At 59.6% G+C, this 24,870-nt stretch carries 28 protein-coding genes and 1 tRNA gene; 11 read left to right on the top strand and 18 right to left on the bottom strand.

From position 1 onward, the window contains the following. Positions 1-23: 23 nt before the first annotated feature. Positions 24-710 carry an HAD-IA family hydrolase gene (locus HX818_RS04925; protein WP_004371166.1) on the bottom strand — a complete coding sequence of 229 codons (687 nt, stop codon included), beginning with the start codon at positions 708-710 and terminating at the stop codon, positions 24-26. 104 nt (positions 711-814) lie between these two features. Further along, on the bottom strand, positions 815-1,663 hold the full coding sequence (locus HX818_RS04920) for an oxidoreductase (protein ID WP_177019581.1): 849 nt from the start codon (positions 1,661-1,663) through the stop codon (positions 815-817). A gap of 97 nt (positions 1,664-1,760) precedes the next feature. Between HX818_RS04920 and HX818_RS04915 the strand changes: the two genes are divergently transcribed. Both HX818_RS04915 and HX818_RS04910 read left to right on the top strand, forming a co-directional pair. Further along, positions 1,761-2,657 carry a LysR family transcriptional regulator gene (locus tag HX818_RS04915; protein ID WP_004371170.1) on the top strand — a complete coding sequence of 299 codons (897 nt, stop codon included), beginning with the start codon at positions 1,761-1,763 and terminating at the stop codon, positions 2,655-2,657. A gap of 24 nt (positions 2,658-2,681) precedes the next feature. Further along, complete coding sequence (locus HX818_RS04910) at positions 2,682-3,038, top strand: DUF2784 domain-containing protein (protein ID WP_087692747.1); 357 nt, start codon at positions 2,682-2,684, stop codon at positions 3,036-3,038. On the opposite strand, the gene HX818_RS04905 is transcribed toward HX818_RS04910, so the two are convergent. After that, positions 3,025-3,993 carry an SDR family oxidoreductase gene (locus tag HX818_RS04905; RefSeq protein ID WP_177019580.1) on the bottom strand — a complete coding sequence of 323 codons (969 nt, stop codon included), beginning with the start codon at positions 3,991-3,993 and terminating at the stop codon, positions 3,025-3,027. The genes HX818_RS04910 and HX818_RS04905 overlap by 14 nt on opposite strands. A gap of 96 nt (positions 3,994-4,089) precedes the next feature. Here HX818_RS04905 and HX818_RS04900 point away from each other — a divergent pair, with 96 nt between their 5' ends. The 5 genes from HX818_RS04900 to HX818_RS04880 all read left to right on the top strand — a co-directional run bounded on the left by HX818_RS04900 (position 4,090) and on the right by HX818_RS04880 (position 7,222). After that, positions 4,090-4,974, top strand: a complete 885-nt coding sequence (locus HX818_RS04900; RefSeq protein WP_177019579.1) for a LysR family transcriptional regulator — start codon at positions 4,090-4,092, stop codon at positions 4,972-4,974. A gap of 54 nt (positions 4,975-5,028) precedes the next feature. Further along, positions 5,029-5,607, top strand: coding sequence for a DUF4337 domain-containing protein (locus HX818_RS04895; protein ID WP_008434886.1), 579 nt, complete (start codon positions 5,029-5,031; stop codon positions 5,605-5,607). Positions 5,608-5,675: 68 nt separating this feature from the next. Next, positions 5,676-6,338, top strand: coding sequence for a M24 family metallopeptidase (locus HX818_RS04890; RefSeq protein WP_177008392.1), 663 nt, complete (start codon positions 5,676-5,678; stop codon positions 6,336-6,338). A 17-nt stretch (positions 6,339-6,355) separates the two neighbouring features. Then, a complete protein-coding gene (locus HX818_RS04885; RefSeq protein ID WP_177019578.1) occupies positions 6,356-6,709 on the top strand; it encodes a gamma-glutamylcyclotransferase family protein in 354 nt (117 codons plus the stop codon). Positions 6,710-6,952: 243 nt separating this feature from the next. Continuing rightward, entirely contained in the window at positions 6,953-7,222 is a 270-nt protein-coding gene (locus HX818_RS04880; protein ID WP_087692753.1) for a short-chain dehydrogenase, read from the top strand. A gap of 75 nt (positions 7,223-7,297) precedes the next feature. Here HX818_RS04880 and HX818_RS04875 read toward each other — a convergent pair whose 3' ends face one another. Together HX818_RS04875 and HX818_RS04870 are read right to left on the bottom strand one after the other, a co-directional pair. Further along, complete coding sequence (locus HX818_RS04875) at positions 7,298-7,756, bottom strand: DUF2442 domain-containing protein (RefSeq protein WP_087692754.1); 459 nt, start codon at positions 7,754-7,756, stop codon at positions 7,298-7,300. Positions 7,757-7,911: 155 nt separating this feature from the next. Then, positions 7,912-8,001, bottom strand: a tRNA-Ser gene (locus tag HX818_RS04870). Positions 8,002-8,334: 333 nt separating this feature from the next. On the opposite strand from HX818_RS04870, the gene HX818_RS04865 reads away from it, so the two are divergent. The 3 genes from HX818_RS04865 (at position 8,335) to HX818_RS04855 (ending at position 11,038) form a co-directional block, all read left to right on the top strand. Next, a complete protein-coding gene (locus HX818_RS04865; RefSeq protein ID WP_004371187.1) occupies positions 8,335-9,024 on the top strand; it encodes a crotonase/enoyl-CoA hydratase family protein in 690 nt (229 codons plus the stop codon). Positions 9,025-9,239: 215 nt separating this feature from the next. Continuing rightward, positions 9,240-9,995, top strand: coding sequence for a 1-acyl-sn-glycerol-3-phosphate acyltransferase (locus tag HX818_RS04860; protein WP_010165976.1), 756 nt, complete (start codon positions 9,240-9,242; stop codon positions 9,993-9,995). Positions 9,996-10,066: 71 nt separating this feature from the next. Further along, on the top strand, positions 10,067-11,038 hold the full coding sequence (locus HX818_RS04855) for a magnesium and cobalt transport protein CorA (RefSeq protein ID WP_004371189.1): 972 nt from the start codon (positions 10,067-10,069) through the stop codon (positions 11,036-11,038). Positions 11,039-11,169: 131 nt separating this feature from the next. On the opposite strand, the gene HX818_RS04850 is transcribed toward HX818_RS04855, so the two are convergent. From HX818_RS04850 to HX818_RS04840, 3 genes are all read right to left on the bottom strand, one after another. Beyond that, positions 11,170-11,898, bottom strand: coding sequence for an amidotransferase (locus tag HX818_RS04850; protein WP_008434897.1), 729 nt, complete (start codon positions 11,896-11,898; stop codon positions 11,170-11,172). 99 nt (positions 11,899-11,997) lie between these two features. Then, positions 11,998-14,145 carry a 3-hydroxyacyl-CoA dehydrogenase NAD-binding domain-containing protein gene (locus HX818_RS04845; protein ID WP_177019577.1) on the bottom strand — a complete coding sequence of 716 codons (2,148 nt, stop codon included), beginning with the start codon at positions 14,143-14,145 and terminating at the stop codon, positions 11,998-12,000. Between the two features lie 16 nt (positions 14,146-14,161). After that, positions 14,162-15,367, bottom strand: a complete 1,206-nt coding sequence (locus HX818_RS04840) for an acetyl-CoA C-acetyltransferase (protein WP_102369690.1) — start codon at positions 15,365-15,367, stop codon at positions 14,162-14,164. 681 nt (positions 15,368-16,048) lie between these two features. Between HX818_RS04840 and HX818_RS04835 the strand changes: the two genes are divergently transcribed. Further along, positions 16,049-16,852 carry a cytochrome c gene (locus HX818_RS04835; protein WP_177019576.1) on the top strand — a complete coding sequence of 268 codons (804 nt, stop codon included), beginning with the start codon at positions 16,049-16,051 and terminating at the stop codon, positions 16,850-16,852. 206 nt (positions 16,853-17,058) lie between these two features. On the opposite strand, the gene HX818_RS04830 is transcribed toward HX818_RS04835, so the two are convergent. The 10 genes from HX818_RS04830 to HX818_RS04785 all read right to left on the bottom strand — a co-directional run bounded on the left by HX818_RS04830 (position 17,059) and on the right by HX818_RS04785 (position 24,682). Then, a complete protein-coding gene (locus tag HX818_RS04830; protein WP_004371203.1) occupies positions 17,059-17,862 on the bottom strand; it encodes a transglutaminase family protein in 804 nt (267 codons plus the stop codon). Beyond that, on the bottom strand, positions 17,859-18,809 hold the full coding sequence (locus HX818_RS04825) for an alpha-E domain-containing protein (RefSeq protein WP_004371204.1): 951 nt from the start codon (positions 18,807-18,809) through the stop codon (positions 17,859-17,861). Before HX818_RS04825 ends, HX818_RS04830 begins: the two co-directional genes overlap by 4 nt. Positions 18,810-18,812: 3 nt before the next feature. Continuing rightward, the gene (locus HX818_RS04820; RefSeq protein ID WP_004371206.1) at positions 18,813-20,222 is read right to left on the bottom strand and encodes a circularly permuted type 2 ATP-grasp protein; all 1,410 of its coding nucleotides are present in this window, start codon (positions 20,220-20,222) and stop codon (positions 18,813-18,815) included. A gap of 250 nt (positions 20,223-20,472) precedes the next feature. Then, positions 20,473-20,643, bottom strand: a complete 171-nt coding sequence (locus HX818_RS04815; RefSeq protein ID WP_177019575.1) for a hypothetical protein — start codon at positions 20,641-20,643, stop codon at positions 20,473-20,475. Between the two features lie 4 nt (positions 20,644-20,647). Next, entirely contained in the window at positions 20,648-20,989 is a 342-nt protein-coding gene (locus tag HX818_RS04810) for a ribonuclease E inhibitor RraB (RefSeq protein ID WP_003193463.1), read from the bottom strand. A 213-nt stretch (positions 20,990-21,202) separates the two neighbouring features. Then, positions 21,203-21,463: a hypothetical protein gene (locus HX818_RS04805; RefSeq protein WP_004371213.1), complete on the bottom strand. Its 261-nt coding sequence runs from the start codon at positions 21,461-21,463 to the stop codon at positions 21,203-21,205. Positions 21,464-21,542: 79 nt separating this feature from the next. Then, positions 21,543-22,148, bottom strand: a complete 606-nt coding sequence (locus HX818_RS04800; protein ID WP_004371215.1) for an START domain-containing protein — start codon at positions 22,146-22,148, stop codon at positions 21,543-21,545. 44 nt (positions 22,149-22,192) lie between these two features. After that, positions 22,193-22,447, bottom strand: a complete 255-nt coding sequence (locus tag HX818_RS04795) for a YkgJ family cysteine cluster protein (RefSeq protein WP_004371217.1) — start codon at positions 22,445-22,447, stop codon at positions 22,193-22,195. Positions 22,448-22,610: 163 nt separating this feature from the next. Beyond that, on the bottom strand, positions 22,611-23,138 hold the full coding sequence (locus tag HX818_RS04790; RefSeq protein WP_177019574.1) for a translation initiation factor 2: 528 nt from the start codon (positions 23,136-23,138) through the stop codon (positions 22,611-22,613). 104 nt (positions 23,139-23,242) lie between these two features. After that, on the bottom strand, positions 23,243-24,682 hold the full coding sequence (locus tag HX818_RS04785; RefSeq protein WP_008434911.1) for a PLP-dependent aminotransferase family protein: 1,440 nt from the start codon (positions 24,680-24,682) through the stop codon (positions 23,243-23,245). Positions 24,683-24,870 lie beyond the last annotated feature (188 nt).

Below are 24,870 nucleotides of genomic sequence, written 5' to 3'. Positions count from 1 at the left end.
TTAATCCAGTCGCTTCAGAGGGATCAACGCATCGGCGGCAAGCCATACGCCGCCAAATCAAAGTCAGCCAACTTGCGAATAATCTGGTCGGCATGGTGATACTTGCTGTCCGCCATCGCCTCATCCGGCACCGCAATCGCGGTCATGTGCGCAGCCTTCGCCGCTGTCACGCCAAACGGCGAATCCTCAAACACCAGGCAATCCTCTGGTGCCACACCCAAGCGGCGCGCCGCCGTCAGGAAGATATCCGGCGCCGGCTTGGCCGCCCCGACTTCCGGGTCATCCGCCGTGACGATGGTGTCGAACAACCCAAACCACTCACGATGCAACGTAGTCTTGTGGCCAAACGAGTTGCGCGACGAACTGGTGCCCACGGCAATCGGAATGTTATGCGCCTTCAAGTGCCGCACCAGCGCCTCAGCGCCCGGCATGCCCAAGGCCTTGGGGAAACGCTCGCTCATCAGCGGCTCGCGGATCACCAGGAATTCTGCGGGGGTAATCGGCAGGTCCAGCGCCTTGACCACGTAATCCGCCAGGTCCTGGGCGCCGCGACCAATGATGTGCTGCTTGATCCCCCAGTCATAGGTACGGCCATAGCGTTCGGCGATGATCTGTGTGACTTCGGTGTAGATGCCTTCTGTGTCCAGCAACAACCCGTCCATATCGAAAATGACAGCCTTGATCGGGACAGCGGTACGCGGTGCATTCATCACTACAGATCCGTGGGCAAAAGGACTAAAAGGATTCAGCACAATAACGGCCAGCGTTACCTGCAAGCAACCGTTACGGCCTTGTGCCGAATCCAGTCAGTGCTTCACTCGGGAAAATCCGCCCCCTCAGTTATCTCAGCCCACGCATCAAAATCCGCACTCAGCGCCTTCACCTTGGTCCGCGCAAAGGTCAACGCAGCCTTGCCCAGCAACAGGCGCAATGGCGGTTGCTCAGCCTCCACCGCCTTGACGATGGCAATCGCCGCGCGCACCGGATCACCCGGCTGCTTGCCGCTGTAGTTGCGAACCATATTGGCCCGTGCCACCGCCGTTTCCTTGTAGTCGGCAATCCCGTGAGCCGCCTCGTTGGCCGAACGCCCGGCCCAGTCGGTGCGGAACGGGCCCGGCTCGACCAGCAACACCTTGATCCCCAACGGCGCGACTTCCTGGGACAGCGCCTCGGAAAGGCCCTCCACCGCAAACTTGGTCGCATTGTAGAAACTCAGCGACGGGAACGCCGCCACACCGCCCACCGAGGAAATGTTCACGATGCTGCCCGAGCGCCGGGCGCGCATGCCGGGCAAGGCCGCGCGGGTCATGGCGCTCAAGCCCCACACGTTGATTTCGAACATGTTGCGCACGTCATCCAGGTCGCTTTCTTCGAAGGAGCCGAAGTAGCCGACACCGGCGTTGTTGACCAGTACGTCGATATGGCCGAAACGTTCTTCAGCCGCTTTGACAGCCGCCTCGACCTGGGCCTGGTCGGTAACGTCCAGCGTCAGGACCAGGGCGTTTTCTTCGTGACCGGCAACGATGTCTTGCACCTGCTGCGGATTACGCGCGGTGACCACGGTCGGGTAGCCGAGGCTCAGGGTGTGCAACGCCAGCTGGCGGCCGAAACCGGTGGAGCAGCCAGTGATGAACCAGACGGGTTTTGCGGTGGAAGTCGTCATAAAGGGCCAATCCTCGTGTGTGTAGGAAAAGTATGCGCGCCGCTGTTCTTGCTAAAAAGATGCATAATCTGCAAGGCCCTTTCGGAAATACCACACAATGGACACGCCCGATTTTCAGCAGTTGCGACTGTTCCTGCAGGTCGCCCGCTCGAAAAGCTTCACCCAGGCGGCCGACGCCAGCAGCCTGTCGGTGTCGACCGTCAGCCATCGCGTGCGCGCCCTCGAGAAACAGTTGGGTGTGCAACTGCTCAACCGCACCACCCGCAGCGTCAGCGTGACCGAGGCCGGCGAGCAGTTGATCCAGAAGATCACGCCGCTGCTGGAAGAACTGCAAACCAGCCTGCACAGCGTAGCAGCGGCGACGGTCGACGCCGCCGGCACCCTGCGCCTGAACATTCCCTCCACCGCCAGCCGAATGGTCCTGCAACCGTTGCTCCAGCGCTTCCTGCGCAAATACCCGGGCATCAATCTGGAAGTGGCGGTGGACAACAGCCTGGTGGACATCGTCGCCCAGGGTTTTGACGCGGGCATCCGCTACGACCATGTGCTGGCCGAAGACATGGTGGTGGTGCCGGTGGCGACGCAGTTGCGATTCGTCATCGTCGCCACGCCGCAGTATTTGCAGGGGCGCAAACTGCCCACTCATCCCCACGACTTGCTCGAGCATGAGTGCGTCAACTACCGCAGTGCGCAGACCGGCTCGCTGCACCGCTGGGACTTTGAAAAAGCCGGCAAGCAGATGCGGGTTACGGTAAAAGGCCGGCTGGCGACCAACGATGTTGAATTGATGGTGCGCGGTGCGCTGGACGGGTTTGGCTTTGCCTACGTGGCGCGCTCCAGCGTCGAGCAGTACCTGCAACGCGGTGAGTTGGTGGAGGTTTTGGACGACTGGATTGCCCACAGCGCGCTGTATTTGTATTACTTCAACCGTACGAACACGCCGAAGAAATTGCGGGTGTTTATCGAGTTCCTGAAGGAAGAATTCGGGACCTGATCCATTCAAAAAGCGAACCCCATCATGCTCTACCGCTTCGCCGCCGACGGCCTGGTGCTGTTTCATTTGTCGTTCATTCTGTTCGTGCTGTTTGGCGGTTTGCTCGCCCTGAGATGGCGGCCCGTGATGTGGCTGCACTTGCCCGCTGCTGCCTGGGGCGTTGCGGTGGAAGTGTTCCACCTGCCCTGCCCGCTGACACGCTGGGAAAACCTGTTTCGCCACCTGGCCGGGCAGGACGGTTATGGCGGCGGGTTTATCGAGCATTACATCCTGGCCCTGATCTACCCGGCCGGGCTGACGCCGCAGATTCAATTGGGGCTGGGCGCGCTGGTGCTGTTGATCAATATCGCGGTGTATGTGCGGCTGATCAGGCGCGCTTAGGCAAGCAGCCGATACCCACCAATGTCGCCTCAACCGCCTCGTCCAAAGGCGTGTGCGGTTCACTGCCCAATATCTGTACGAGGCGGCGGTTGTCCATCCGCACCTCGGTTTGCCACAGGTAACGCATTTCCTGCATCTCGCGGAAGGTGGTGACAAAGGGCGCGGCCAGTTTCAGCAGCCACCACGGGAAAGCACGTACAGAAGGCTGTTGGCCGGTCCTGCGTGACACCACCCGCTGAATCGACTGGCTCATCTGCCGACCGTCCGCATCTATGTGCCCCGCCATATGAAAGCGGGCGAAGGCATCAAGGCTGTCGCGGCGTGCAATCAACTCGACCATGGTCCTCGCCACATCAGGCAGGTAAGCCCACTGATGCCCCACGCCTGGTGCTCCCGGATAACTCACGCTGGCCACCGGTTTTGCGGGCTTGACCAGGCCTTGGGAAAACCAGCTGCTGCCGGCCTTGGCGCCGAAAAAATCGCCTGCCCGCACGATCAGCGCCCGTGCGCCCTGCTGGGTCGCCTCAAGCAAACGCTGCTCCATCTCCACCCGGATCGCGCCCTTGCGGGTAAGTGGATGCTGCGGCGAATCTTCCTCCAACCGCGCGAATGCATCAGGCCCGAAGTTGTACACCGTGCCCGGCAAGACAATCGTCGCCCCTTCCGCGACTGCCGCCGCGATGCTGTTGTCGATCATCGGCAGCACCAGCTCCGCCCAGCGCTGGTAACCGGGCGGATTCACCGCATGCACGATCACCGAACAACCCCGGGCCGCTGCGACGACTTCCCCACGGTTCAGCGCATCACCTTTTATCCAGGTGAAATCGGCGTTCTGTTTGTGGGCCTTATCCACATCTCTAGTCAGGGCACATACCTGCCAGCCGGCAGCGAACAACTGCCGCGCCACCTCGCCACCAATCCCGCCTGTCGCGCCCATTACCAGAACCTTGTTCATGCTTTTTCCCCTGAGGGTTGTGTGATGGGGCGATTCTGTTCGCCGGCGAGCTATAGAGGAATTGCCGAAGATCATCCAGACGCTATACATTTATGCATGGCATCAAATATTGGTTGGGAGCTTTACCGGTCGTTCCTCGGGGTACTCAAGGAAGGATCGTTGTCGGGGGCCGCACGGCAGCTCGGCATCACGCAGCCCACGGTCGGGCGGCACATCGCTGCGCTGGAAAAATCCCTCAACGTGGTGCTGTTCACCCGCTCCGCCAGCGGCCTGTTGCCCACGGCGGTCGCCCTCACCCTGCGCACCCATGCCGAAACCATGGAAACCACCGCCGCCGCACTCGAGCGCGCCGCGTCGCCCCAAGGCCCCGAAGTGCGCGGCGTGGTACGAGTGTCTGCCAGCGAAGTGATCGGCGTGGAAGTCCTGCCGCCGATCATCACCCGCCTGCGCCAACAGCACCCGCACCTCAAGGTCGAACTGGTGCTGAGCAATCGCCTGCTGGACCTGCTGCAACTGGAGGCCGACATCGCGGTGCGAATGGTCCGACCCAGCCAGGAACAACTTCTGGCGAAAAGGATCGGCGTTATCGAAGTCGGCCTGCATGCGCGCAACGACTACCTGCAACAACATGGCACACCCCAGAGCCTGAATGATCTCTCAGCTCATTCAGTCATCGGCTACGACCAGGAAAGCGCCTTCATCCGCAGCCTGGCCGTCAAAGGCTTCGACCGCAGCGCCTTTTCCCTCAGCAGCGACAGCGACCTCGCACAACTGGCCCTGATCCGCGCTGGCGCCGGCATCGGTGGCTGCCAGGTCAAACTGGCCCGGCAAGACGCCCGCCTGAGCCGGGTCCTGCCCGACGCATTCGCCCTGCAACTGGACACCTGGGTCACCATGCACGAAGACCTGCGCAACAGCCCGCGCTGCCGCGTCACCTTTGACGCCCTGGTGGCCGGTTTGCAGCATTACGTACAGGATTGAGACAGCTTCGCTGGTGAAGAATCAGAGTCCCTCAAACCCTTCATAGACGCCCCCATGTCCGAAGCCTTCGAAGTCCCCAGCCCCCACGAAAAACACGTCGAACACGCCACCGAACATGCCCACCGCAGCGGAGACAATTTCGCCAGCCGCATCGCCGTGATGACCGCCATCATGGCCACCGTCGGCGCCATGCTCAGCTACCAGGCCGGCTCCACCGAAAGCGAAGCGGCGATGGACAAAAACAACGCCGCCATCTTCAAGACCGAAGCCGCCAACCAGTGGAACTACTACCAGGCCAAATCCAGCCGGCAGAACCTCGCCGAGCTGGCGACCCATATTCCGGGGGTTGACGCCAAGCACTACACCGATGAGATCGAGCGTTATAAAACCCAGAAGGAAGACGTGCGCAAACAAGCCGAAAAGCTCGAGGCCACGTCGAAGGAATGGGATGAAAAGTCAGAACAGGCGCTGCATCAGCATCACCGCTGGGCGCAGGCGATGACCGCGATTCAGATCGCGATTTCATTGGCGGCGATCACGTTGCTGACAAGGAAGGAATGGTTGAAGCGCATGGCGTATACCGCCGGTGGTGTGAGTGTGGTGTTGGGTGGGATGGCGTGGTTGCATATTTAGGTTCCATCCTGCCATCGCTATATAGTAAAACGCATAACGCCTGACACTATAAAGCCGAGGAAAAGCCGGTGACCGCACAATCATCCAAGGAAGCTGTGGGCGTCGCCTACAGCATCGAGTCAATGCGCTACGCACAGGCCATGACCTGGCGCGCCATCGAAGCGCTGTCCAGGCTCATCCGCCCCGGCATGCTCGAATCCGAAGCCCGCGAGCTCGGCAAAAAAGTCCTCGCCGACCTCGACATGCAGCGCATCTGGCACCCGCTGCTGGTGCGCTTTGGCGCCAACACCCTCAAGACCTTCAAGGAACGCTCCGACGGCGACCCGGTGCTGGGGGAAAACGACATCTACTTCATCGACATGGGCGCCGTGTGGCAAGGCCATGAAGGTGATGCGGGGGCGACATTCAGCACCGGTAACGACCCCGAGCTGAAGGCGTGTGCGAGCGCGGCAAAAGAGTTGTTTGATCGGGTTGAGCGGCGCTGGAGGAACGATAAAGTCGTCGGCCTGGAGCTGTATCGTTTTGCCGAAGAGCAAGCGAAGGCAATGGGTTGGGTGCTGAACCTGGACATCAAAGGGCACCGCGTCAGCGATTTCCCCCATGCGATTTATCGTGGCGGTGATCTTGGGGACTTTGACCAGTATCCCAATGAAGGGCTGTGGATTCTGGAGATACAGATCGCGCACCCGAGCGGGGCTTATGGTGCGTTTTACGAAGATTTGCTGGCTTAACTTTTCAAGGAATAAAGATGGAACGCTCGACCGAATTTCCCGTGCTGTTGTTTTCCTACGGCACGTTGCAGGACAAGGCTGTGCAGTTGGCCAACTTTGGTCGGGAGTTGGTGGGCCAGCAGGATGCGATGCTGGGGTATTCAAAAAGCTGGGTGGAGATTACCGATCCTGAGGTATTGGCGGCCAGCGGCAAGACCCATCATCCGATCGTTGCTCCCAGCGGGCGCAATGAAGACAGTGTTGAGGGGATGGTGTTTCAGATTACCGAGAAGGAGCTGGCGGCGGCGGATGCGTATGAGGTGTCGGACTATAAGCGGGTTTCGGTGGGGTTGGCTTCGGGGTTGACGGCTTGGGTGTATGTGCAGGCTTGAGGGGGTGCAGTTGGTCAGTCGGAGTGATTTCCTACAGATCAATCTGAAAGCATGCCCTGCCCGCCTCGTAATGCTAGGTCTATAGTTCCTCGGTCGCCGTCATGGCGACCGAGTTTGGCGACTCGAAGACAAATCTGAAAACTAAAACTCTGCGAACCAGTTTTTCAGGCGGCGGCTGTTTTATGAAGGTCTAACTTGAAAAAAGGTTAGCTATTTTTCTATTTGTCTCAGATGGACTCCCGTATGAATCAATATATGGCACTCACCAGCAACGACTGCACCACACCCGCCCTTTTCGTAGACACAACAGCACCGCTGGATGTCCTGCTTGATGCTGCAAACTATCGGATTCGCGCCGTAACCCAAGTTCTAGAAAACCTGGCGCTGCGTGCAGAAATCAGTAGTGATACGGTCGTGCTGGGCGACTTTTCCTTGCTCTGCGCAATTCCGTTACGCGATGGATGCGATCTGCTGGATGTCATAGGTCGGAGGATGGCAGCGCAGTATTCCTGAACCCATTGGCTTGACCCCGCAAAAACGAAAAAGGGACGACCTCTCAGTCATCCCTTTTTGCGAACATTACCCAACCTAAACGCAACGTGTGCCACGAGCCTTATGCTCGTACTCCCACCCCTTACACGCCAACCCTACATGCTTGGGAATCAGAGCGGCCCCGCTGCTGTAGGAAGTAATGGTCCTACGAGTGAAGCCTAGTTCCACAGCCGCAGCGGAGAGCGACAGATTGTTGCTGAGCATCCACTTTCTGAAGTCCTGCGTCAGCATGACCTCGCCGGACTGTTCCAGCGCCAAACGATGCAAGGTGACGGAGGACAACTCCAGGTCATTGCCCCAAGTCACGTCAAAGCCCCACTCACCGACTTCAACCCGACCAAATAGAGCCAAGTCCTGAAGGGGTTTTAGAATCGGGAAGGTATTTATGTGATCAGTGAGATCAACGGTGTGCCGCTTACCGTTATTCCACTCAATTTCGATGGCATGCTTGCCGGCAACTGGTTGCACAGCAGAGATGCGAAGCTTGCTGGTCATAAGTCAGTTCCTCCGGTTTTGTTCATTCCATACCCGTCTAGACAAGGAGCTGAAGCTAGAGAAAATTTTTTCCTAGCACAACCAAATATTCAAACCCCAGAAACCACAAAACCCCTGGCTTCTCTCGAAACCAGGGGTTTTGTTTACATCGAATTTGGCGGTGAAGGAGAGATTCGAACTCTCGATACAATTTCTTGTATACACACTTTCCAGGCGTGCTCCTTAAGCCACTCGGACACTTCACCGTATCTCGTCAAACTGATTCAGTCTGTCGAGGCGCGCTAATGTAGTCGAAAGCTTTTCCGATGGCAAAGGTTTTTTTCAGAATTTTCATGCGCTTAGGCGGTTATGCCGTTCCAGCCCTCTGTGGCGCCATGCACACCACGGCGATTCTGCCATTCTCGGGCACTCTCGGCGCTTGTCTATAGTAGCTGCTGCGCCTTGCCGAAGGCCGCCTGCGGGCGGGCATGGGGGAAAAGTCTGACTGGGTAGTCAGTCATGGCGCTTTACCAGGGCGGGCGCGGTGGGTAACGTCTGCCGTCTGTCCTTCTATTACAAGCATTACAAGGAATCGCGTCATGAGTGAGTTGATTGCCTACCACCTCGAAGACGGTATCGCGACCCTGACCCTGAGCAACGGCAAGGTGAATGCCATTTCGCCGGCAGTGGTCAGTGCGTTTAATCAAGCGCTGGATCAGGCCGAGAAGGATCGGGCGGTGGTGATCATCACGGGCACGCCGGGGATTTTGTCCGGTGGCTATGATTTGAAGGTGATGACCGCCGGCCCTAAAGAAGCGGTGAGCCTGGTGACGTCGGGTTCGACCCTCGCCCGCCGCCTGTTGTCGCACCCGTTCCCGGTGATCGTGGCGTGCCCCGGGCACGCGGTGGCCAAGGGGGCATTCCTGCTGTTGTCGGCGGATTACCGGATCGGTGTAGACGGACCGTTCAGCATTGGTCTGAATGAAGTGATGATCGGCATGACCATGCACCACGCCGGGATCGAGCTGGCGCGGGATCGTCTGCGCAAGTCGGCGTTCCACCGTTCGGTGATCAATGCCGAGATGTTTAACCCGCAGGACGCGTTGAGCGCCGGGTTCCTGGATAAGGTGGTCGCGCCGGAAGAGTTGCAGGCAGCCGCACTGGAAGCCGCTCGCCAACTGAAGAAGATCAATATGAACGCCCACAAGCACACCAAGCTGAAGGTGCGTAAGGCGCTGCTGGAAGCCCTGGATGACGCGATCATTCAGGATCAGGGGCACTTGGGTTAATCAAACCTACGCCTGCTGAATCGAAGCCCGACCTTGAGTCGGGCTTTTTCTTACAAAGAATTCCGGTTTGCCTACAACCGCTCTAGACAGTGTCTGTCACAGCATGTTGAAACATGCGCTTAAACATCGCCTATCTTCTGACTCTATAGGGGCAATTGCCGAATACAGTGCACATCCGTACACTGCGCGACCTTTTGTCCCGATGGGCTGTGTCGATGCTTTTTTTGTTACGCATGTTGTTGATGGGCCTGCATTTTATGATTGCGGGCGTACTGGGCGTGCTGCTGGGGATCTGTCGGCCGTTCAATCCGGACAACAGCCGTTACTGCGCGCGCCTGTATGCGGTGCCGGCGATGTGGCTATTGCGCCTGCGAGTGAAGGCCGATGTCGACTCGCTGCGTAACAAGCCCAGCAGTTGCGTGATCATCGCCAACCATCAATCCAACTACGACCTGTTTGTGTTCGGCACCGTGGTGCCGTACCGCACGGTGTGTATCGGCAAGAAGAGCCTGAAGTGGGTGCCGTTGTTCGGACAGTTGTTCTGGCTGGCGGGCAATGTGTTGATCGACCGGGGCAATGCGCACAAGGCGCGGCGTTCGATGCTGACCACCACCCACACCTTGCAGCATGCCGACACCTCGATCTGGGTGTTCCCGGAAGGCACGCGCAACTTCGGTGAAACCCTGCTGCCGTTCAAGAAAGGCGCGTTCCAGATGGCGATCGCCGCAGGCGTGCCGATTGTGCAGGTGTGTGTCAGCACCTATGTGAAGCAGATGAAGCTCAATCGCTGGAACAGTGGCGATATTCTGATTCGCTCGTTGCCGCCGATTCCTACGAAGGGGCTGACGATGGATGACATGCCGCTGTTAATGCAGACCTGTCGCGAGCAAATGCGCGACTGCATCGAGGCGATGGACCGCGAGCTGCAAACCACGCCTGCAATCACGGCTGAACCCCGCCGAATTTGCTGACTCTGATTGGGCAGGGCAGCTAAGCTGCCTGACAGTTGTCATCTGCCATTCAAGAAGAAGCGATCAGCACTATGGGTAGAGTTGTTGCGGCCGCCGTCTATAGCGCCGGAAAGAAAGTCACTGATATCACCCTCGACGAAGGCGCCGCGTGGGCCGCCAAGCCTGACCACTTTGTGTGGATCGGCCTGGAGGAGCCCAGCGCGCTGGAACTGGCCAACCTGCAGCGCCAGTTCAACCTGCACGAACTGGCCATCGAAGACGCCCTGGAAAAACACAGCCGGCCCAAGCTTGAAACCTTCGGCGACGCGCTGTTTATCGTGACCTACTCACCGGTGCGCGATAACGGCAAGCTGGAGTTTATCGAAACCCATATCTTTGCCGGCAACGGCTACATCATCACCGCCCGCAACGGCCACTCGGCATCCTACGGCTATGTGCGCCAGCGCTGTGAGGCGCGACCGCTGTTGCTGGAGCATGGGGAAGATTTCGTACTCTATGCGCTGCTGGATTTTGTTACCGAGAACTATCAGCCGGTGAGCGAGGCGATTCATGCCGAGGTCGATGAGCTGGAGCGCAACGTGTTGTGCAACTCCCTGAGTGAAGCGGATATCCAGAAGCTCCACGGCCTGCGCCGCGATGTGCTGCGACTGAAGCGCTATGTGGCACCGATGGTGGAGATCAGTCAGGAATTGCAGAAACTGAGCTTCCCGTTTATCGACAAGAACATGCGTCCGTACTTTCGCGATGTGCAGATTCACGTCACCCGGCAGATGGAAGACCTGACCACCTTGCGGGATATCGCCAGCCAGACCATCGAGATTGGGGTGTTGCTGGAAGCCTCGCGCCAAAGCGTGGTGCAACGCAAGTTTGCCGCGTGGGCAGCGATTCTGGCGTTCCCAACGGCGGTGGCCGGGATTTACGGGATGAACTTCCAGAACATGCCGGAGCTGCAGTGGCACTACGGCTATTTTGCGGTGCTGGGGTTTATTGCGGTGGGGTGTACAAGTTTGTGGGCCAGCTTCAAGCGTTCAGGCTGGCTGTAGGAAAAATGCTGTTGTGGCGAGGGAGCTTGCTCCCGCTGGGGTGCGAAGCGCCCCCAAGGCTTGCGACTGCTGCGCAGCCGAACGGGAGCAAGCTCCCTCGCCACAAAAAGCTCGTCAATCAACCCGAATAGTTAGGCCACGTCCGCTTTTGGTTTGTGCGCCACAAACCGCATCATCCATTCCGCCACGGTAACGCCGTGATGGTCTCGCTCCAGGCTGGCCACACCGTTGGTGTAGACCTTCTCCCCCAGCGTTGTCTGAAGAATCTCCAGCAACTCGCGGGAATAGTCGTGGATAAATTCCGGGTGGCCCTGGAAGCACAGCACCTGGTCTTCAATGTGGTACGCCGCAAACGGGCAGAACTCGCTGGAGGCGATCACGGTGGCGTTTTCCGGCAAGGTGGTGACCTGGTCCTGGTGGCTGATCAACAGCGTCAGTTCTTCCACCACCGGGCTCATCCACGGTGCCTTGGCGTTCAGTTTGTAGTCATGGATGCCCATGCCCCAGCCCTTGGTCGCCCGCTCGGTCTTGCCACCCAACAGCAGCGCCAGCAACTGGTGGCCGAAGCAGATGCCGATCAGCTTGTCGCCGCGGGCATGGCGGTCCAGCAGGTAGGTCTTGAGGGTCTGGATCCACGGATCGGTGCCAAAGGAGTCGGCCTTGCTGCCCGTCACCAGGTACGCGTCGAACACCTCTTCATCCGCCGGGTATTCACCCTGCACCACGTTATAGATGACGAACTCGGCGGCAATCGGCTGTTTGGAGAACAGGCGCTTGAACATCTGCCCGTACCCTTGGTACTGATCGATCAGCCCAGGACGCAGGATATCGGTTTCCAGGATGCACACGCGTAACGACATAAAAAATACCTGACACGGCGATGGGAATAATGAACACCCCCAGAGCCTGCCTTGAAATACCCTTCCAAGGCAAGCCCCATCGCCGCTCCCACATTTGGATCACCGAAACGCTTCACCCTGTGCAGCTTTCTCCAACAGCAGCGCCGGCGGCGTGAAGCGCTCACCATATTGCTCGGCCAGGTAGCGGGCGCGGGCGACGAAATCGTTCAGGCCGTACTGGTTGATGAATTGCAGCGCTCCGCCGCTCCAGGCGGCAAAGCCGATACCGAAGATCGAGCCGACGTTGGCATCAGCCGTCGACATCAACACGCCCTCCTCCACACAGCGCACGGTTTCGATGGCCTGGATGAACAGCAAACGGTCGCGCACGTCTTGCGGCGAGATCTGTTGGCCGGGCTTTTCGAAGCGGCTTTTCAGCTCCGGCCACAGGTGTTTCTGCCCGCCCGCCGGGTACTCGTAGAAACCGCCACCCGCCGCCTTGCCCGGGCGCTTGTATTCATTGAGCAACAGGTCGATCACGGCAAACGCCGGGTGCTGTGGTAACGGCTTGCCTTCGGCCTGTAAGTCCTTGGCCGTCTGTTGACGGATATGGCTCATCAGGCTGAGGGAAACTTCGTCAGAGACCGCCAGCGGCCCCACCGGCATCCCGGCCTTGCGCGCCTCGGTCTCGATCATCGGTGCGGCCACGCCTTCGCCGAGCATGGCGATACCTTCATTGGTGAAGGTGCCGAACACCCTTGAAGTGAAGAAGCCGCGGCTGTCGTTGACCACGATCGGGGTTTTCTTGATTTGCAGTACGAAGTCGAATCCCCGCGCCAGGGTTTCGTCGCTGGTGCGGGCGCCCTTGATGATTTCCACCAGGGGCATTTTGTCCACCGGGCTGAAGAAGTGCAGGCCGATAAACTTGCCTTGGTCTGGAACGGCGGTGGCTAACCCGCTGATGGGCAAGGTGGAGGTGTTGGAGGCGATCACCGCTTCGGCACCCACCACGCTTTGCGCGGCCGCCGAGACCTTGGCCTTGAGTTCCCGATCCTCGAAGACGGCTTCGATGATCAGGTCGCAGCCGGCAAGATCGGCGTCGGATTCGGTAGGAACAATCCGCGCGAGGATGGTTTCCCGCTGTTCGGCGGTCAATTGCCCACGCCCGACCTTCTTGTCCAGCAACGTGGCCGAGTGGGCCTTGCCCTTCTCTGCCGCCGCCTGGCTGACGTCCTTGAGCACCACCTCAATGCCCGCCGAAGCGCTGACGTAGGCAATGCCCGCGCCCATCATCCCGGCGCCGAGCACGCCGACCTTGCGTGTCACATACGGCGCAAAGCCCTTGGGCCGCGAACTGCCGGCATTGATTTCATTGAGCTGGAACCAGAAGGTGCCAATCATGTTTTTCGCCACTTGCCCGGTGACCAGCTCGGTGAAGTAGCGGGTCTCGATCAAGTGCGCGGTGTCGAAATCCACCTGGGCACCTTCCACGGCGGCGCAGAGGATTTTCTCCGGGGCCGGGAAGCAGCCGTTGGTTTTGGCGCGCAGGATCGATGGCGCAATGGCGAGCATTTGCGCGACTTTCGGGTTGGACGGCGTACCACCCGGGATCTGGTAGCCCTTGATGTCCCAACGCTGTTTCGCCTCGGGGTTGGCCAGAATCCACGCCCGGGACTTGGCCAGCAGCTCGTCACGGTCTGCCGCCAGCTCATCAATCAACCCGGCTTGCAGCGCCTGCTGCGGCGTAATCTTTTTGCCTTCCAGCAAGTAGGGCAAGGCTTTTTCCAGGCCCAGCATCCGCACCATGCGCACCACACCGCCGCCACCCGGCAAAAGCCCGAGGGTGACTTCCGGCAGGCCAATCTGTACCGACTTGTGGTCCAGCGCCACACGGTGCTGGCACGCCAGGCAGATCTCCCAGCCACCGCCCAGCGCTGCGCCGTTGATCGCGGCCACTACCGGTTTGCCGAGGGTTTCCAGGGTGCGCAGTTGCGCCTTCAGCACCAGCACGCTGTCGTAGAAATCCTTGGCGTGGGGCTTGTCGACCTTGATCAGTTCATTAAGGTCGCCGCCGGCAAAGAAGGTCTTCTTCGCCGAGGTGATGATCACGCCCGCAATCGAATCCTTCTCGGCGTCCAGGCGGACGACGGTGGCCGCCATGGCCTCGCGGTACACCCCGTTCATGGTGTTGGCGCTCTGGCCGGGCATGTCGATGGTCAGCACCACAATCTGGTCCTGGCCCTTTTCGTAACGAATGGCATCGGTCATGACTGATTCCTTAGGCTCAGAGGCGTTCGATGATAGTGGCGATACCCATGCCGCCGCCGACACACAGGGTGGCCAGGCCATAACGCTGCTGGCGCACCTCCAGCTCATCGAGCAAGGTGCCGAGAATCGCGCAGCCCGTGGCGCCCAGCGGGTGGCCCATGGCGATGGAGCCACCGTTGACGTTGACCCGTGCGGCGTCGATGCCCATGTCCTTGATGAACTTGAGCACCACCGACGCAAACGCTTCGTTGACCTCGAACAGGTCGATGTCTTCAACCCGCAAACCCGCCTTGGCCAGTGCCTTGCGGGTTGCCGGTGCCGGGCCGGTCAACATGATGGTGGGGTCGGTACTGGTGACAGCGGTGGCGACGATCCGCGCCCGGGGTTGCAGGCCGAGTTCGCGACCTTTGGCTTCAGAACCGATCAGCATCAGCGCCGCGCCATCGACAATCCCGGAACTGTTGCCCGGTGTGTGCACATGATTGATGCGTTCGACGTGGCTGTAGACCCGCAACGCCGTGGCGTCGAAGCCCATCTGGCCCATCATTTCGAAGCTGGGCTTGAGTTTGCCCAGGCCTTCGAGGGTGGAGTCGGCACGGATGAATTCGTCATGATCCAGCAGCACAATGCCATTTTGGTCCTGCACGGCGATCAGCGACTTGTTGAAGGAACCGTCTGATCTGGCCCGCGCCGCTTTCTGCTGTGAGTGCAGGGCAAAGGCGTCGACGTCCTGGCGGGTGAAGCCTTCCAGGGTGGCGATCAGGTCGGCACCGATGCCTTGCGGGGTGAAGTGGCTGTGCATATTGGTTTGCGGGTCGAGCACCCAGGCGCCGCCGTCACTGCCCATGGGCACTCGGGACATGGACTCGACGCCGCCCACCACCACGAGGTCTTCAAAGCCGGAGCGCACTTTCATCGCGCCGAGGTTCACGGCTTCCAGGCCCGAGGCGCAAAACCGGTTGATCTGCACACCGGCGACGCTGATATCCCAGTCCGCCACCAACGCGGCGGTCTTGGCGATGTCGGCGCCCTGGTCGCCAATCGGTGTGACACAGCCCAGGACGATGTCATCCACTTGCCGGGTGTCGAGGTCGGTGCGCTGTTGCAGTGCCGTCAGCAAACCGGCCACCAGGTTCACCGGCTTGACGCTGTGCAGGGCGCCATCCGCCTTGCCTTTGCCCCGGGGCGTGCGTATCGCATCAAAGATCAAAGCTTGGGTCATGACGTCCTCGAATCACTATGCAACGAATCGTGCCCTTACCTTAGGCGCCGGGGCGCCGGATTCAATGACCGAACCGCTCATTGACCTTGACGCTCACGCTCAGACGAACGGTAGGAGGCTACGGGAATCGGCTGATTAATCGTTTTAGCTGTCTAGCCGTAGGGCTGGCGTCTGGCTGGCAATTGGCCTCATGCCTTTTTAATAAGTTTTATTAAGTTGATGAGATGAAATGGATCTAAGCCGTGTAGAACGAGGGCTCTAAGGTTGAATCTGTAAGAGAAGTTAAAGGTTGCTGCCGGGTTTTGCTGGAGCACCTGTAGGAACTGTAAGAAAAGAGTCATGTAGCACCGTCATAGTTGAATCGACCGGCACGCATTTGACGCTCAGGAATAACAACAAAAGGCAGTCAGCCATGTTCAAGCATTCGAAAGTACGTCAGGCGGGACTTATTCTGTTCGCCACCACCCTGATTCTGATCTTGCCCAACCTCACCAAGGTCATTGGGTGACCTCTCACACCCCACATTCTGCGCAGACACAGCGCCAGGATCGCAGCCTTTGGCAGCGCCTTTCGGGATATTGCGTATAGCGATCCCGTCAGGGGCTGCCGTTTTGCGCGCCGAGATTTTGTGATTTTGCGGTATCGTGAGTTCCACCGCCTTTTCCGATATGTGGCCCTTCCTTGAAACAGATCATCGTCCTCCTGATCCTGCTGCTGGCCTTGCCGGCGCACGCCGCGAAATTGACCGTCGAGCTGGATCACGCCAGCAAAACCTGGGAAACCACCGAACTGCTCAAGCGTCCGGATGTGCAGACGGTGCAGATCGTTGATGACGTTTCCTACAAGCGCAACATGACGTATCGCGCAGTGCCGCTGGCAGCACTGTTGCCGGGCATCACGCCGGAAAACCATCTGCAGGCAGTGGCCCTCGACGGCTTTGCCGCGGAACTGACGGCGGCACCGCTGCTATCAAAAAGCGGCGCGCGGGCCTGGCTGGCGGTGGAAGATCCGGCGCATCCGTGGCCGCCACTGGCAGACGGCAAGCCCAGTGCCGGGCCGTTTTATCTGGTGTGGACCGATCCGCAGGCAGGCAATATCAGCCCTGAGCAGTGGCCGTTTCAGATTTCCGGGATCAAGCAGTTGAAGACGGTGGCGGAGCGCTTCCCGGCGTTGTTGCCGGATCCGAAACTGGCGGCGAATGACCCGGTGAATCAGGGGTTCGCACTGTTCCAGAAGAACTGCCTGGCATGTCATCGCCTGAACGGGGCCGGCGATGCGCAGGTGGGGCCGGACCTGAATATTCCTTACAACCCCACTGAATATTTTGCCGGGGATTTCCTCAAGCGCTACATCCGCGATCCGCAAAGCATGCGGCACTGGCCACAGGCGAAAATGCCGGCGTTTGCCACCAGCGTGTTGCCGGATGCGGACCTGGATCTGCTGGTGGGGTATTTGAAGCATATGGCAGGCAGAAAGCAGCCTTAAGGCTCGGGTAAACCTGTGGCGAGGGAGCTTGCTCCCGCTGGGCTGCGCAGCAGCCCCAATCAGGCAATCACATTTCTCCAGACAGAACTCGGGGGCATGCCTTGGGGCCGCTTCGCGGCCCAGCGGGAGCAAGCTCCCTCGCCACAAAAAGCTGTCCTGGCACGGAGAGCTTTCCTGCTACACAGAGCTCCCTCTCTCCCTGGATCCTACTGCTGCTGCACCGATATCACCGGTGTCGGCGCTACAAATACCTTCGCATGCATTTGCTCATGCCCTCCCCCACGACGCATGCCTCGTACCGGGCAGGCGTCCAGGTAATCCAGACCCACCGCCAGCTTCAAATGCCGCTCCGGCCGCGCCAGTTGATTGGTCACGTCAAAACTGTACCAGGCGTCATCCAGCCACGCTTCAGCCCAGGCATGGCTGGCGAGGTGCTCGCAGTCTTCGCTGTACAAATACCCCGACACATAACGCGCCGGAATTCCCAGGCTGCGGGCACAGGCGAGGAAGGCGTGGGTGTGGTCCTGGCACACCCCGGCACGCCCGGCAAACGCCTTGGCCGCACAGGTGTCGACTTCGGTAGAACCCGGCGAATAGGTCATGTACTGGTTCAGCGCGTGCATCAGGTCGATCAATGCGCTGCGGTCGCGGCGTTGATGGCAATGCTTTTCGGCAAAGCTGCGCAGGGCCTCGTCCGGCTCGGTCAACCGGGTGCAGCGCAGGAACGGGAAGGCCGACTGGCTTTCATGTTCGGCCTCGCGCAATTCGTCGATATCCACCTGGCCACGGGCGCCAATGATGATGGCTTCGTGGGGCTCGTCCAGGGTCAACACGTGCAGGATGTTGCCGAACGGGTCCAGTTGCGCCCGTACCGGCCGGGGCAAGTCCAACTGCCAACTGAGGACATGCTGGCGCTCGCTGTCGTGGGGCGTGAGCCGCAGGTACTGGATGCTGGCACGCACCTGGTCTTCGTAGTGGTAGGTGGTTTCGTGGCTGATGGAAAGTCTCATGCCGCCTCCAGGTAGGAACTGTAAATAGCATCGCCCAACTCGCGCACGAGCGGGATGAAGTCGGTCAGCCAAGCGTGCAGGCCTTCCTCGAGAATTTCGTCGATGGCGGTATAGCGCAGGCGTGCGTCCATTTCCGCTGCCAGGCGTTGGGCCGGGCGACCGTTGATGCCGGGCAGGCTGCCAAGGATCTGGTCGATCTCTTCACTGCAGGCCCGCAGCGACCGCGGCACGTCGGCGCGCAGCAGCAACAGCTCGGCGACTTGTCGGGCGCCGGGGGCATCACGGTAGATTTCGGTGTAGGCCTCGAACGACGACAACGCCCGCAACAACGCACTCCATTGATAGTAGGCGTGGGCGGTACCATCGGTGACCGCTTCGGCCTGGTCGCCGGCCATTTCGTAGCGAGCGTCGAGCAAACGCAGGGTGTTGTCGGCGCGCTCGATAAAGGTGCCCAGGCGAATAAAACGAAAGGCGTCGTTACGCATGATGGTGCCGTAGGTGGCACCACGGAACAGGTGGGACCGCTCCTTGACCCACTCGCAGAAGCGGCTCATGCCGTAGCGACTCAGGCCTTGCTGGGCGATGTCGCGAATCTCCAGCCAGGTGGCGTTGATGTTTTCCCACATGTCGGCGGTGATTCGCCCACGCACGGCATGGGCACTGGCGCGTGCAGCGCCGAGGCAGCTGTAGATGCTGGCCGGGTTCGCCGCATCCAGGGCGAAGAAGTGCAGCAGGCGTTCGGCGTGCAACTCACCGTGGCGCTCGCGGTAATCGTCGAGGGTGCCGGTGATCAGCAGCGGCATCGCCAGTTCATGCAGGCCATCGCCGCGCCCGTCCTGGGGCATCAGCGACAGCGAATAACTGACATCGAGCATCCGCGCGAGGTTTTCCGCGCGCTCCAGGTAGCGTGACATCCAATACAAATCCGAGGCAGTTCTACTCAACATATTTCAATCCTCGACCACCCAGGTGTCTTTGGTGCCGCCGCCCTGGGACGAGTTGACCACCAGCGAACCTTCCCGCAGCGCCACACGAGTCAGGCCGCCGGGGACCACACGGGTTTCCTTGCCTTGCAGCACAAACGGGCGCAGGTCGATGTGCCGTGGGGCGATGCCGTTTTCGACGAAGGTCGGGCATGTCGACAGGCACAGGGTCGGTTGCGCGATATAGGCGTGGGGCTTGGCCTTGATGCGTGCGCGGAAGGCTTCGATTTCCGCCGCCGAGGCGGCCGGGCCGACCAACATGCCATAGCCACCGGAGCCCTGAGTTTCCTTCACCACCAGTTGCGGAAGGTTGGCCAGTACGTGGGACAGTTCACTGGGATTACGGCACTGGAACGTCGGAACATTCTTCAGGATCGGTTCTTCATCCAGGTAAAAACGGATCATCTCGGTGACGAAGGGGTACACCGACTTGTCATCCGCCACCCCGGTGCCGATGGCATTGGCCAACACCACGTTGCCCGAGCGATACGCCGCCAGCAGGCCCGGTACGCCGAGCATGGAGTCCGGGTTGAAGGCCAGCGGGTCGAGGAACGCGTCGTCGAGGCGACGGTAGATCACATCCACCGCCTTGGGACCATCGGTGGTGCGCATGAACACGCGGTCATCACGCACGAACAGGTCGGCACCTTCCACCAGTTCCACGCCCATTTCCCGGGCCAGGAATGCATGCTCGAAGAACGCACTGTTGAAACGCCCAGGCGTCAGCACCACCACACTGGGATTATCCAGCGGGCTGGAGCTTTTCAGGGTGTCGAGCAACAGGTTGGGATAGTGGTCGATGGGCGCGATACGCTGGGCCGCGAACAGTTCGGGGAACAGGCGCATCATCATCTTGCGGTCTTCGAGCATGTAGCTCACGCCGCTGGGGGTGCGCAGATTGTCTTCGAGGACGTAGTAAGTACCGTCGCCATCGCGTACGAGGTCGACACCTGAGATGTGGGAATAGATATCCCGGTGCAGGTCCAGGCCCTGCATCGCCAACTGGTATTGCTCGTTGGCCAGCACTTGCTCGGCGGGGATGATCCCGGCCTTGATAATGCGTTGTTCGTGGTAGAGGTCGGCGAGGAACATGTTCAGCGCCTTGACCCGCTGGATGCAGCCGCGCTCGACGATCCGCCATTCACTGGCCGGGATGCTGCGGGGGATCGTGTCGAAGGGGATCAGGCGCTCGGTACCTTGCTCATCGCCATACAAGGTGAAGGTGATACCGGCCCGGTGAAACAGCAAATCGGCTTCGCGCCGGCGCTGGGCCAGCAGTTCGGCCGGCGTGTCGGCCAACCAGCGGGCAAATTCGCGGTAATGGGGGCGCACCTGCCCTGCCCCGTCGTACATCTCATCATAATAAGTGCGGATCATGCCGTACTCCTTGTCACCCGGACGCCAGAACCATCGCAAGGCCCGTGCCAGCGGCATAAACACTTAAGTATCAATCAGTTGGATATAGACGCAGGTCTCATCGCACCGTCCCGGTGCAGCAAATGCCCGCTGTCATGGGCGGCGCCTCATTGCAATGCAGGCCATGACTATCACCAGCATAGTCAGAGTTGATTTCACTGCCCGGCAAACCCCGCGGATAATCACCTCCATCAGCTGAACAGGACGCGTCCTACAGCTTCATCCATTGCGCATTACCGCTTGTACCGAATCGCTCTCCTCCTTTGCGATCTTCCCTTTGGCCACCCTGCTCGGGTGGCTTTTTTTTGCGCAGGATTTTTCCCGCGCCAGAAACAAAAACGGCCGACCCAAAGGTCAGCCGATACGCTGTGTTGTTGCTCATGTCGCTACATGGGTAACCCACGCACCTCCTGTTTCACGCCCCATCCCTCGATGATTCCGCCCAAGGGCTCGACCACCGCCTCAAAGTCCTGCTCGAAGTCTCCTATGCCGTCGTAGGTGGCGAACATGATTTTGCTCAATTCCAGGTACCAGGCGCCGTCATCCCGCGCGCTGACCTGGGCATTCAGGGATTCCCCACGAAACCGACCCGCAGCCCGCCGCGCACGTTCCTCATCCGGGAAAATGGCGTAGAACTCGATGGGGTGGAAACGCGAGAAGTCAAAGCCGCCCTCTTTCATGCGGCGCAACACGTTGGTGCTGATGTCTTCTTGATAGGCTGTGCTCATGAAACGTCCTCCTCAAACCGATGGATAGACTTTCCGTGCTTCCCAAGACCCGCGCTGCAAGGACGCGGGTGTTACGGCAGTGACGTCGCCGCTGGGAGACAAGCATGTAGCTGACAAGACCAGACCTTAGCGATTCGTTCGCTGATCTCCATTGCAGAGTAGCGCGAAGCTATCACCTCCACCAGAGTCTGTTTAAAGGCGTACAGGGAATGTTCAGGCGGCGGGGTCGACCTTGAGGTCTTTGATGCTGTTTTGATCTTTCAGAATCTTGACCGTGGGTTCGGCAATACGCCCCTCCAGATCGTTGAGATCCAGTTCCTCCAGCACCGGTGATACGCGGGCGCGAACCAGGCGCGCGGCTTCTTCAAGCGTGGGTTTTTGCTCGCACTCGAATTGCTCGACTACCGACTCACCATGATCATTGGTGAAGGAAACGTTCCACTTTGGCATCAGAGCCTCCTCGATAAAACCCATGGGTGGGCTTACATCTATCTGGACCTTGAGGGCCTGGAAATCGTTCCACTCAAGGCAGGAGGCACCTGATCAACTGCAGTTATTTTTCAGCGTGTTCTTTCAGGGCTTTCAAGGTGTTGAACGGTGCGTCCACCACGAACTTGTTGGCCAACCAAGACGGCACGCTGCCACCTGGCTCGGTGTGCACCTGGTAGGTCACTTCGGTCAGGTTGTCGCCTTTAGGCACCAGCTTCCAGTAACCATCGACCTGGGCTACGCGCACATAGCCTTTGACTTCTGGCTGGTAGGTCGGCACTTCCAACAGCTTGCGGGTGACGGTGCCGTCGGCAGCCTTGGTGGTGGTGATTTCCAGGATCGAGTCACGATCGGTCACCGGGAACGGTGCCTTGAACTGGGTGTAGGTCCAGCTCTTGTCGCCTTCCTGCTTGAGCAGTTTCTGCGACTTGCATTCGTGGATCCAGGAACAGGCCCCCGCCACGTCTTCCTGCAGCGCCTGGATCTTGGCCAGCGGCGCCTTGATGGTCGTCACACCGCGATAAGCCTTGTACTTGGAGCCGGCAATTTCACTCAAGGACACTTTGATGCCGTCTTCATCCTTGGCCGTCTGCCAGTCTTCAGCATGCGCTGCGGCAGCGAACAACGCGGTAAAACCGCACAACACAGCAATTCGTTTCAGTGAACCCATGGTCTTATTCCTTATTGTTGAAGTTCAGTACTTTGAACAGCCCACTAAGCCGCCGTCATCTGTTCCCACCAGCCGATCAACCTGATCGCTTCTGCCTGGCTACTGCCGCAGACCTCGATATCCGCCTGGAACGAACTACACACTGCCGGCCGCTCAGGCTGGCCAAACAACTGGCACAGTTGTTCGACCGAAAGATGCAGGCAGCGTTCGCCCGCCGGTTTGCCGGCAGGCATTCCCGGCAACGGAGAACTGATGGATGGGGCAATGCAGCAAGCGCCACAGCCTTCACGGCATTTCATGACGAACAGATCCTCGACAACTCAAGCGTTGATGGCCACGTAAGACTACGCCCTTAAACAGACGTTTTAAATTGGCTTAACAGGGGTTTTTCACCGAAAACAAAAGTGACTGACCAGTCTGCGACAGAAGGTCAGGGGTGCGCGTCACGTTTACTCGTCGGGTTTATTGCTTGAACTGGAAATCCAGCGCCGCACCTTCAACTTCGCGGCGTTCTTCGTTGCGCAGTTGCAGCTGCATTTCATTGCTGAGCAGGCGCCCGTTGATCTGGAATGCGCTGTTGTCAGTGGGCTTTTCGGCAAACATCGGCGGCAGCAGCGGCACGTTCTTCGGCTGCGGCATGGTGCCGAGGGGTTGCAGGTGGCGGACCATGTTCGACGGCAGGCTCAAATCCAGCTCTGCAGGCGGCAGCGGCGTCTTGGCGACTTCGTGGGCCGACTTTGACTTGCTGGCGATAGGCGCACGTTTTTTAACCGGCGTTGCTTTCTTTGCGGGGGCTTTCTTCGCGACCGGTGCCTTCTTGGCCGCAGCGGCTTTTTTCGCCGGCACCGTTTGCTGGGAGCTGGCAGCAGGCACCGTTTGCTGGGAGCTGGCAGCAGGCACCGCTTCACTAGCGGGAGCCGCCAGGACAGCGCCAGCGTTACACAGGCTTAACACGCAGATCAGCAGGGCAGCAGGAAAGGTATAAGTCATATCGCCAGCAGCATTAACGGCAGAAGGCCATATGCTCGCTTGTTGAGGACGGTATGACAAGCATGGTAATTAGCCAGCTACCCGTCGTGTCCCCTTTCCATGCCTCAAAAACCCGCCGCAGTCTCCTGGCATAACTGGCTTGCCAGCATCCCCAGGGTCATCAAGGCGCGCTCCGCCTCGCGGTTCCACGGGGTGCCGCAGTTCAGGCGAATACAGTGGTTGAACTGTTCCGTATTACTGAAGATCAGCCCCGGTGCAATGCTGATGCCCTGCTGCAAGGCGCGCACGTGCAGTTCCTGGGTATTGACCCGTCCAGGCAAACTGACCCACAGGATAAAACCGCCGGTCGGGCGGGTCATCTGGGTGCCTTCGGGAAAATACTGCTGCACGGCCAGCTGGAACGCGCTGAGGTTTTTGCGGTACTCCTGGCGGATATAGCGCAGGTGGCGGTCGTAACCGCCATTCTCCAGGTACGCCGCCGTGCCCATCTGGGTCACGCTGCAGGCCGAATGGGTGCTGAACATTTGCAGGCGCTGGATTTCCTGCTGGTACTTGCCGGCAATCATCCAGCCAATGCGAATGCCCGGTGACAGGGTCTTCGAGAAACTCGAGCAATAGATGACCCGGTCCAGACGGTCGTAGGCTTTCAGGGCCTTGGTGCGGCCCAGTTCGAACATCAGTTCGCCATAGATATCGTCCTCGACCACCTGGATATCGAAATCCGAGGCCAGGCGCAGCAACTGTTTCTGCCGCTCTTCGGGCATGGTGCCGCCCAGGGGATTGCTCAGGCGCGTGGTCAGCACCAGGGCCTTGATCGACCATTGGTTGGCTGCCAGTTGCAGGGCTTCCAGGCTCATGCCGGTGGCCGGGTCGCTGGGGATTTCGATGACCTTCAGGCCCAGCAGATCCGCCAGTTGCAGCAAGCCGTAATAGGTCGGTGACTCGGCGGCGATCAGGTCGCCGGGGCGGGTCAGCACCCGCAGCGACATCTGCAATGCATCGACACACCCATGGGTGATCACCACTTCGGAGGGGTCGACCACCACCCCGGCATCGCGCATACGGATCGCCACCTGGCGCCGCAGCGGCTCGAAACCCGGGCTGAACATGTAGCTGAACGCCCGCGGGCTTTGGAAACGCGTGACCTTGGCCAGTTGCTGATGCAGCGCGCGCACAGGCAGGTAGTCGACACTCGGCACGGCGGCGCCCAGCGGGAACACGCCTTCGCGACGGGATTCCACCAACACCTGTTGAATGATGCTGCTGCGGGTGACCAACCCTGGACGCTCGACCCGGGCGATGTCCGGCGTGGGCGCAGTGAGCGCCGGCGTCTGGTGCACGTAATACCCGGACTGCGGCCGCGCGCGAATCAAACCCTGGTCTTCCAGGTTCGCGTAGGCCTGCAACACGGTGGCGTGGCTGACGTTGAGCTGGGAGCTCATTTTGCGTACCGAAGGCACGCGCTCGCCCGGTTGATAGACACCGCGGCGGATATCCTCAGCCAGCTGCTGGGCGATACGTTGGTAGAGCAACAGATTGGTCATGACGCAGCACTCGATTTCACGGGTATTTTATTTTTGTGTGAAACATACCGGCACAGTTTAGAAGTGTACGGGGACAGTTGCCACAATAGTCGAGCGCGGGCGGCAGTGATAGAAAAAACTGTAAGGGTTGCGAACTGAATCGCGGGCACAAAAAACCCGATCATTGATCGGGCTTATGTGGGAGCTGT

Origin of the sequence: Pseudomonas sp. F9001 (assembly GCF_013385435.1) — a bacterium.
Lineage (GTDB): Bacteria > Pseudomonadota > Gammaproteobacteria > Pseudomonadales > Pseudomonadaceae > Aquipseudomonas.
Note: the sequence above shows the minus strand (reverse complement) of the source record. Positions and strands in the feature narration are given on the sequence as shown.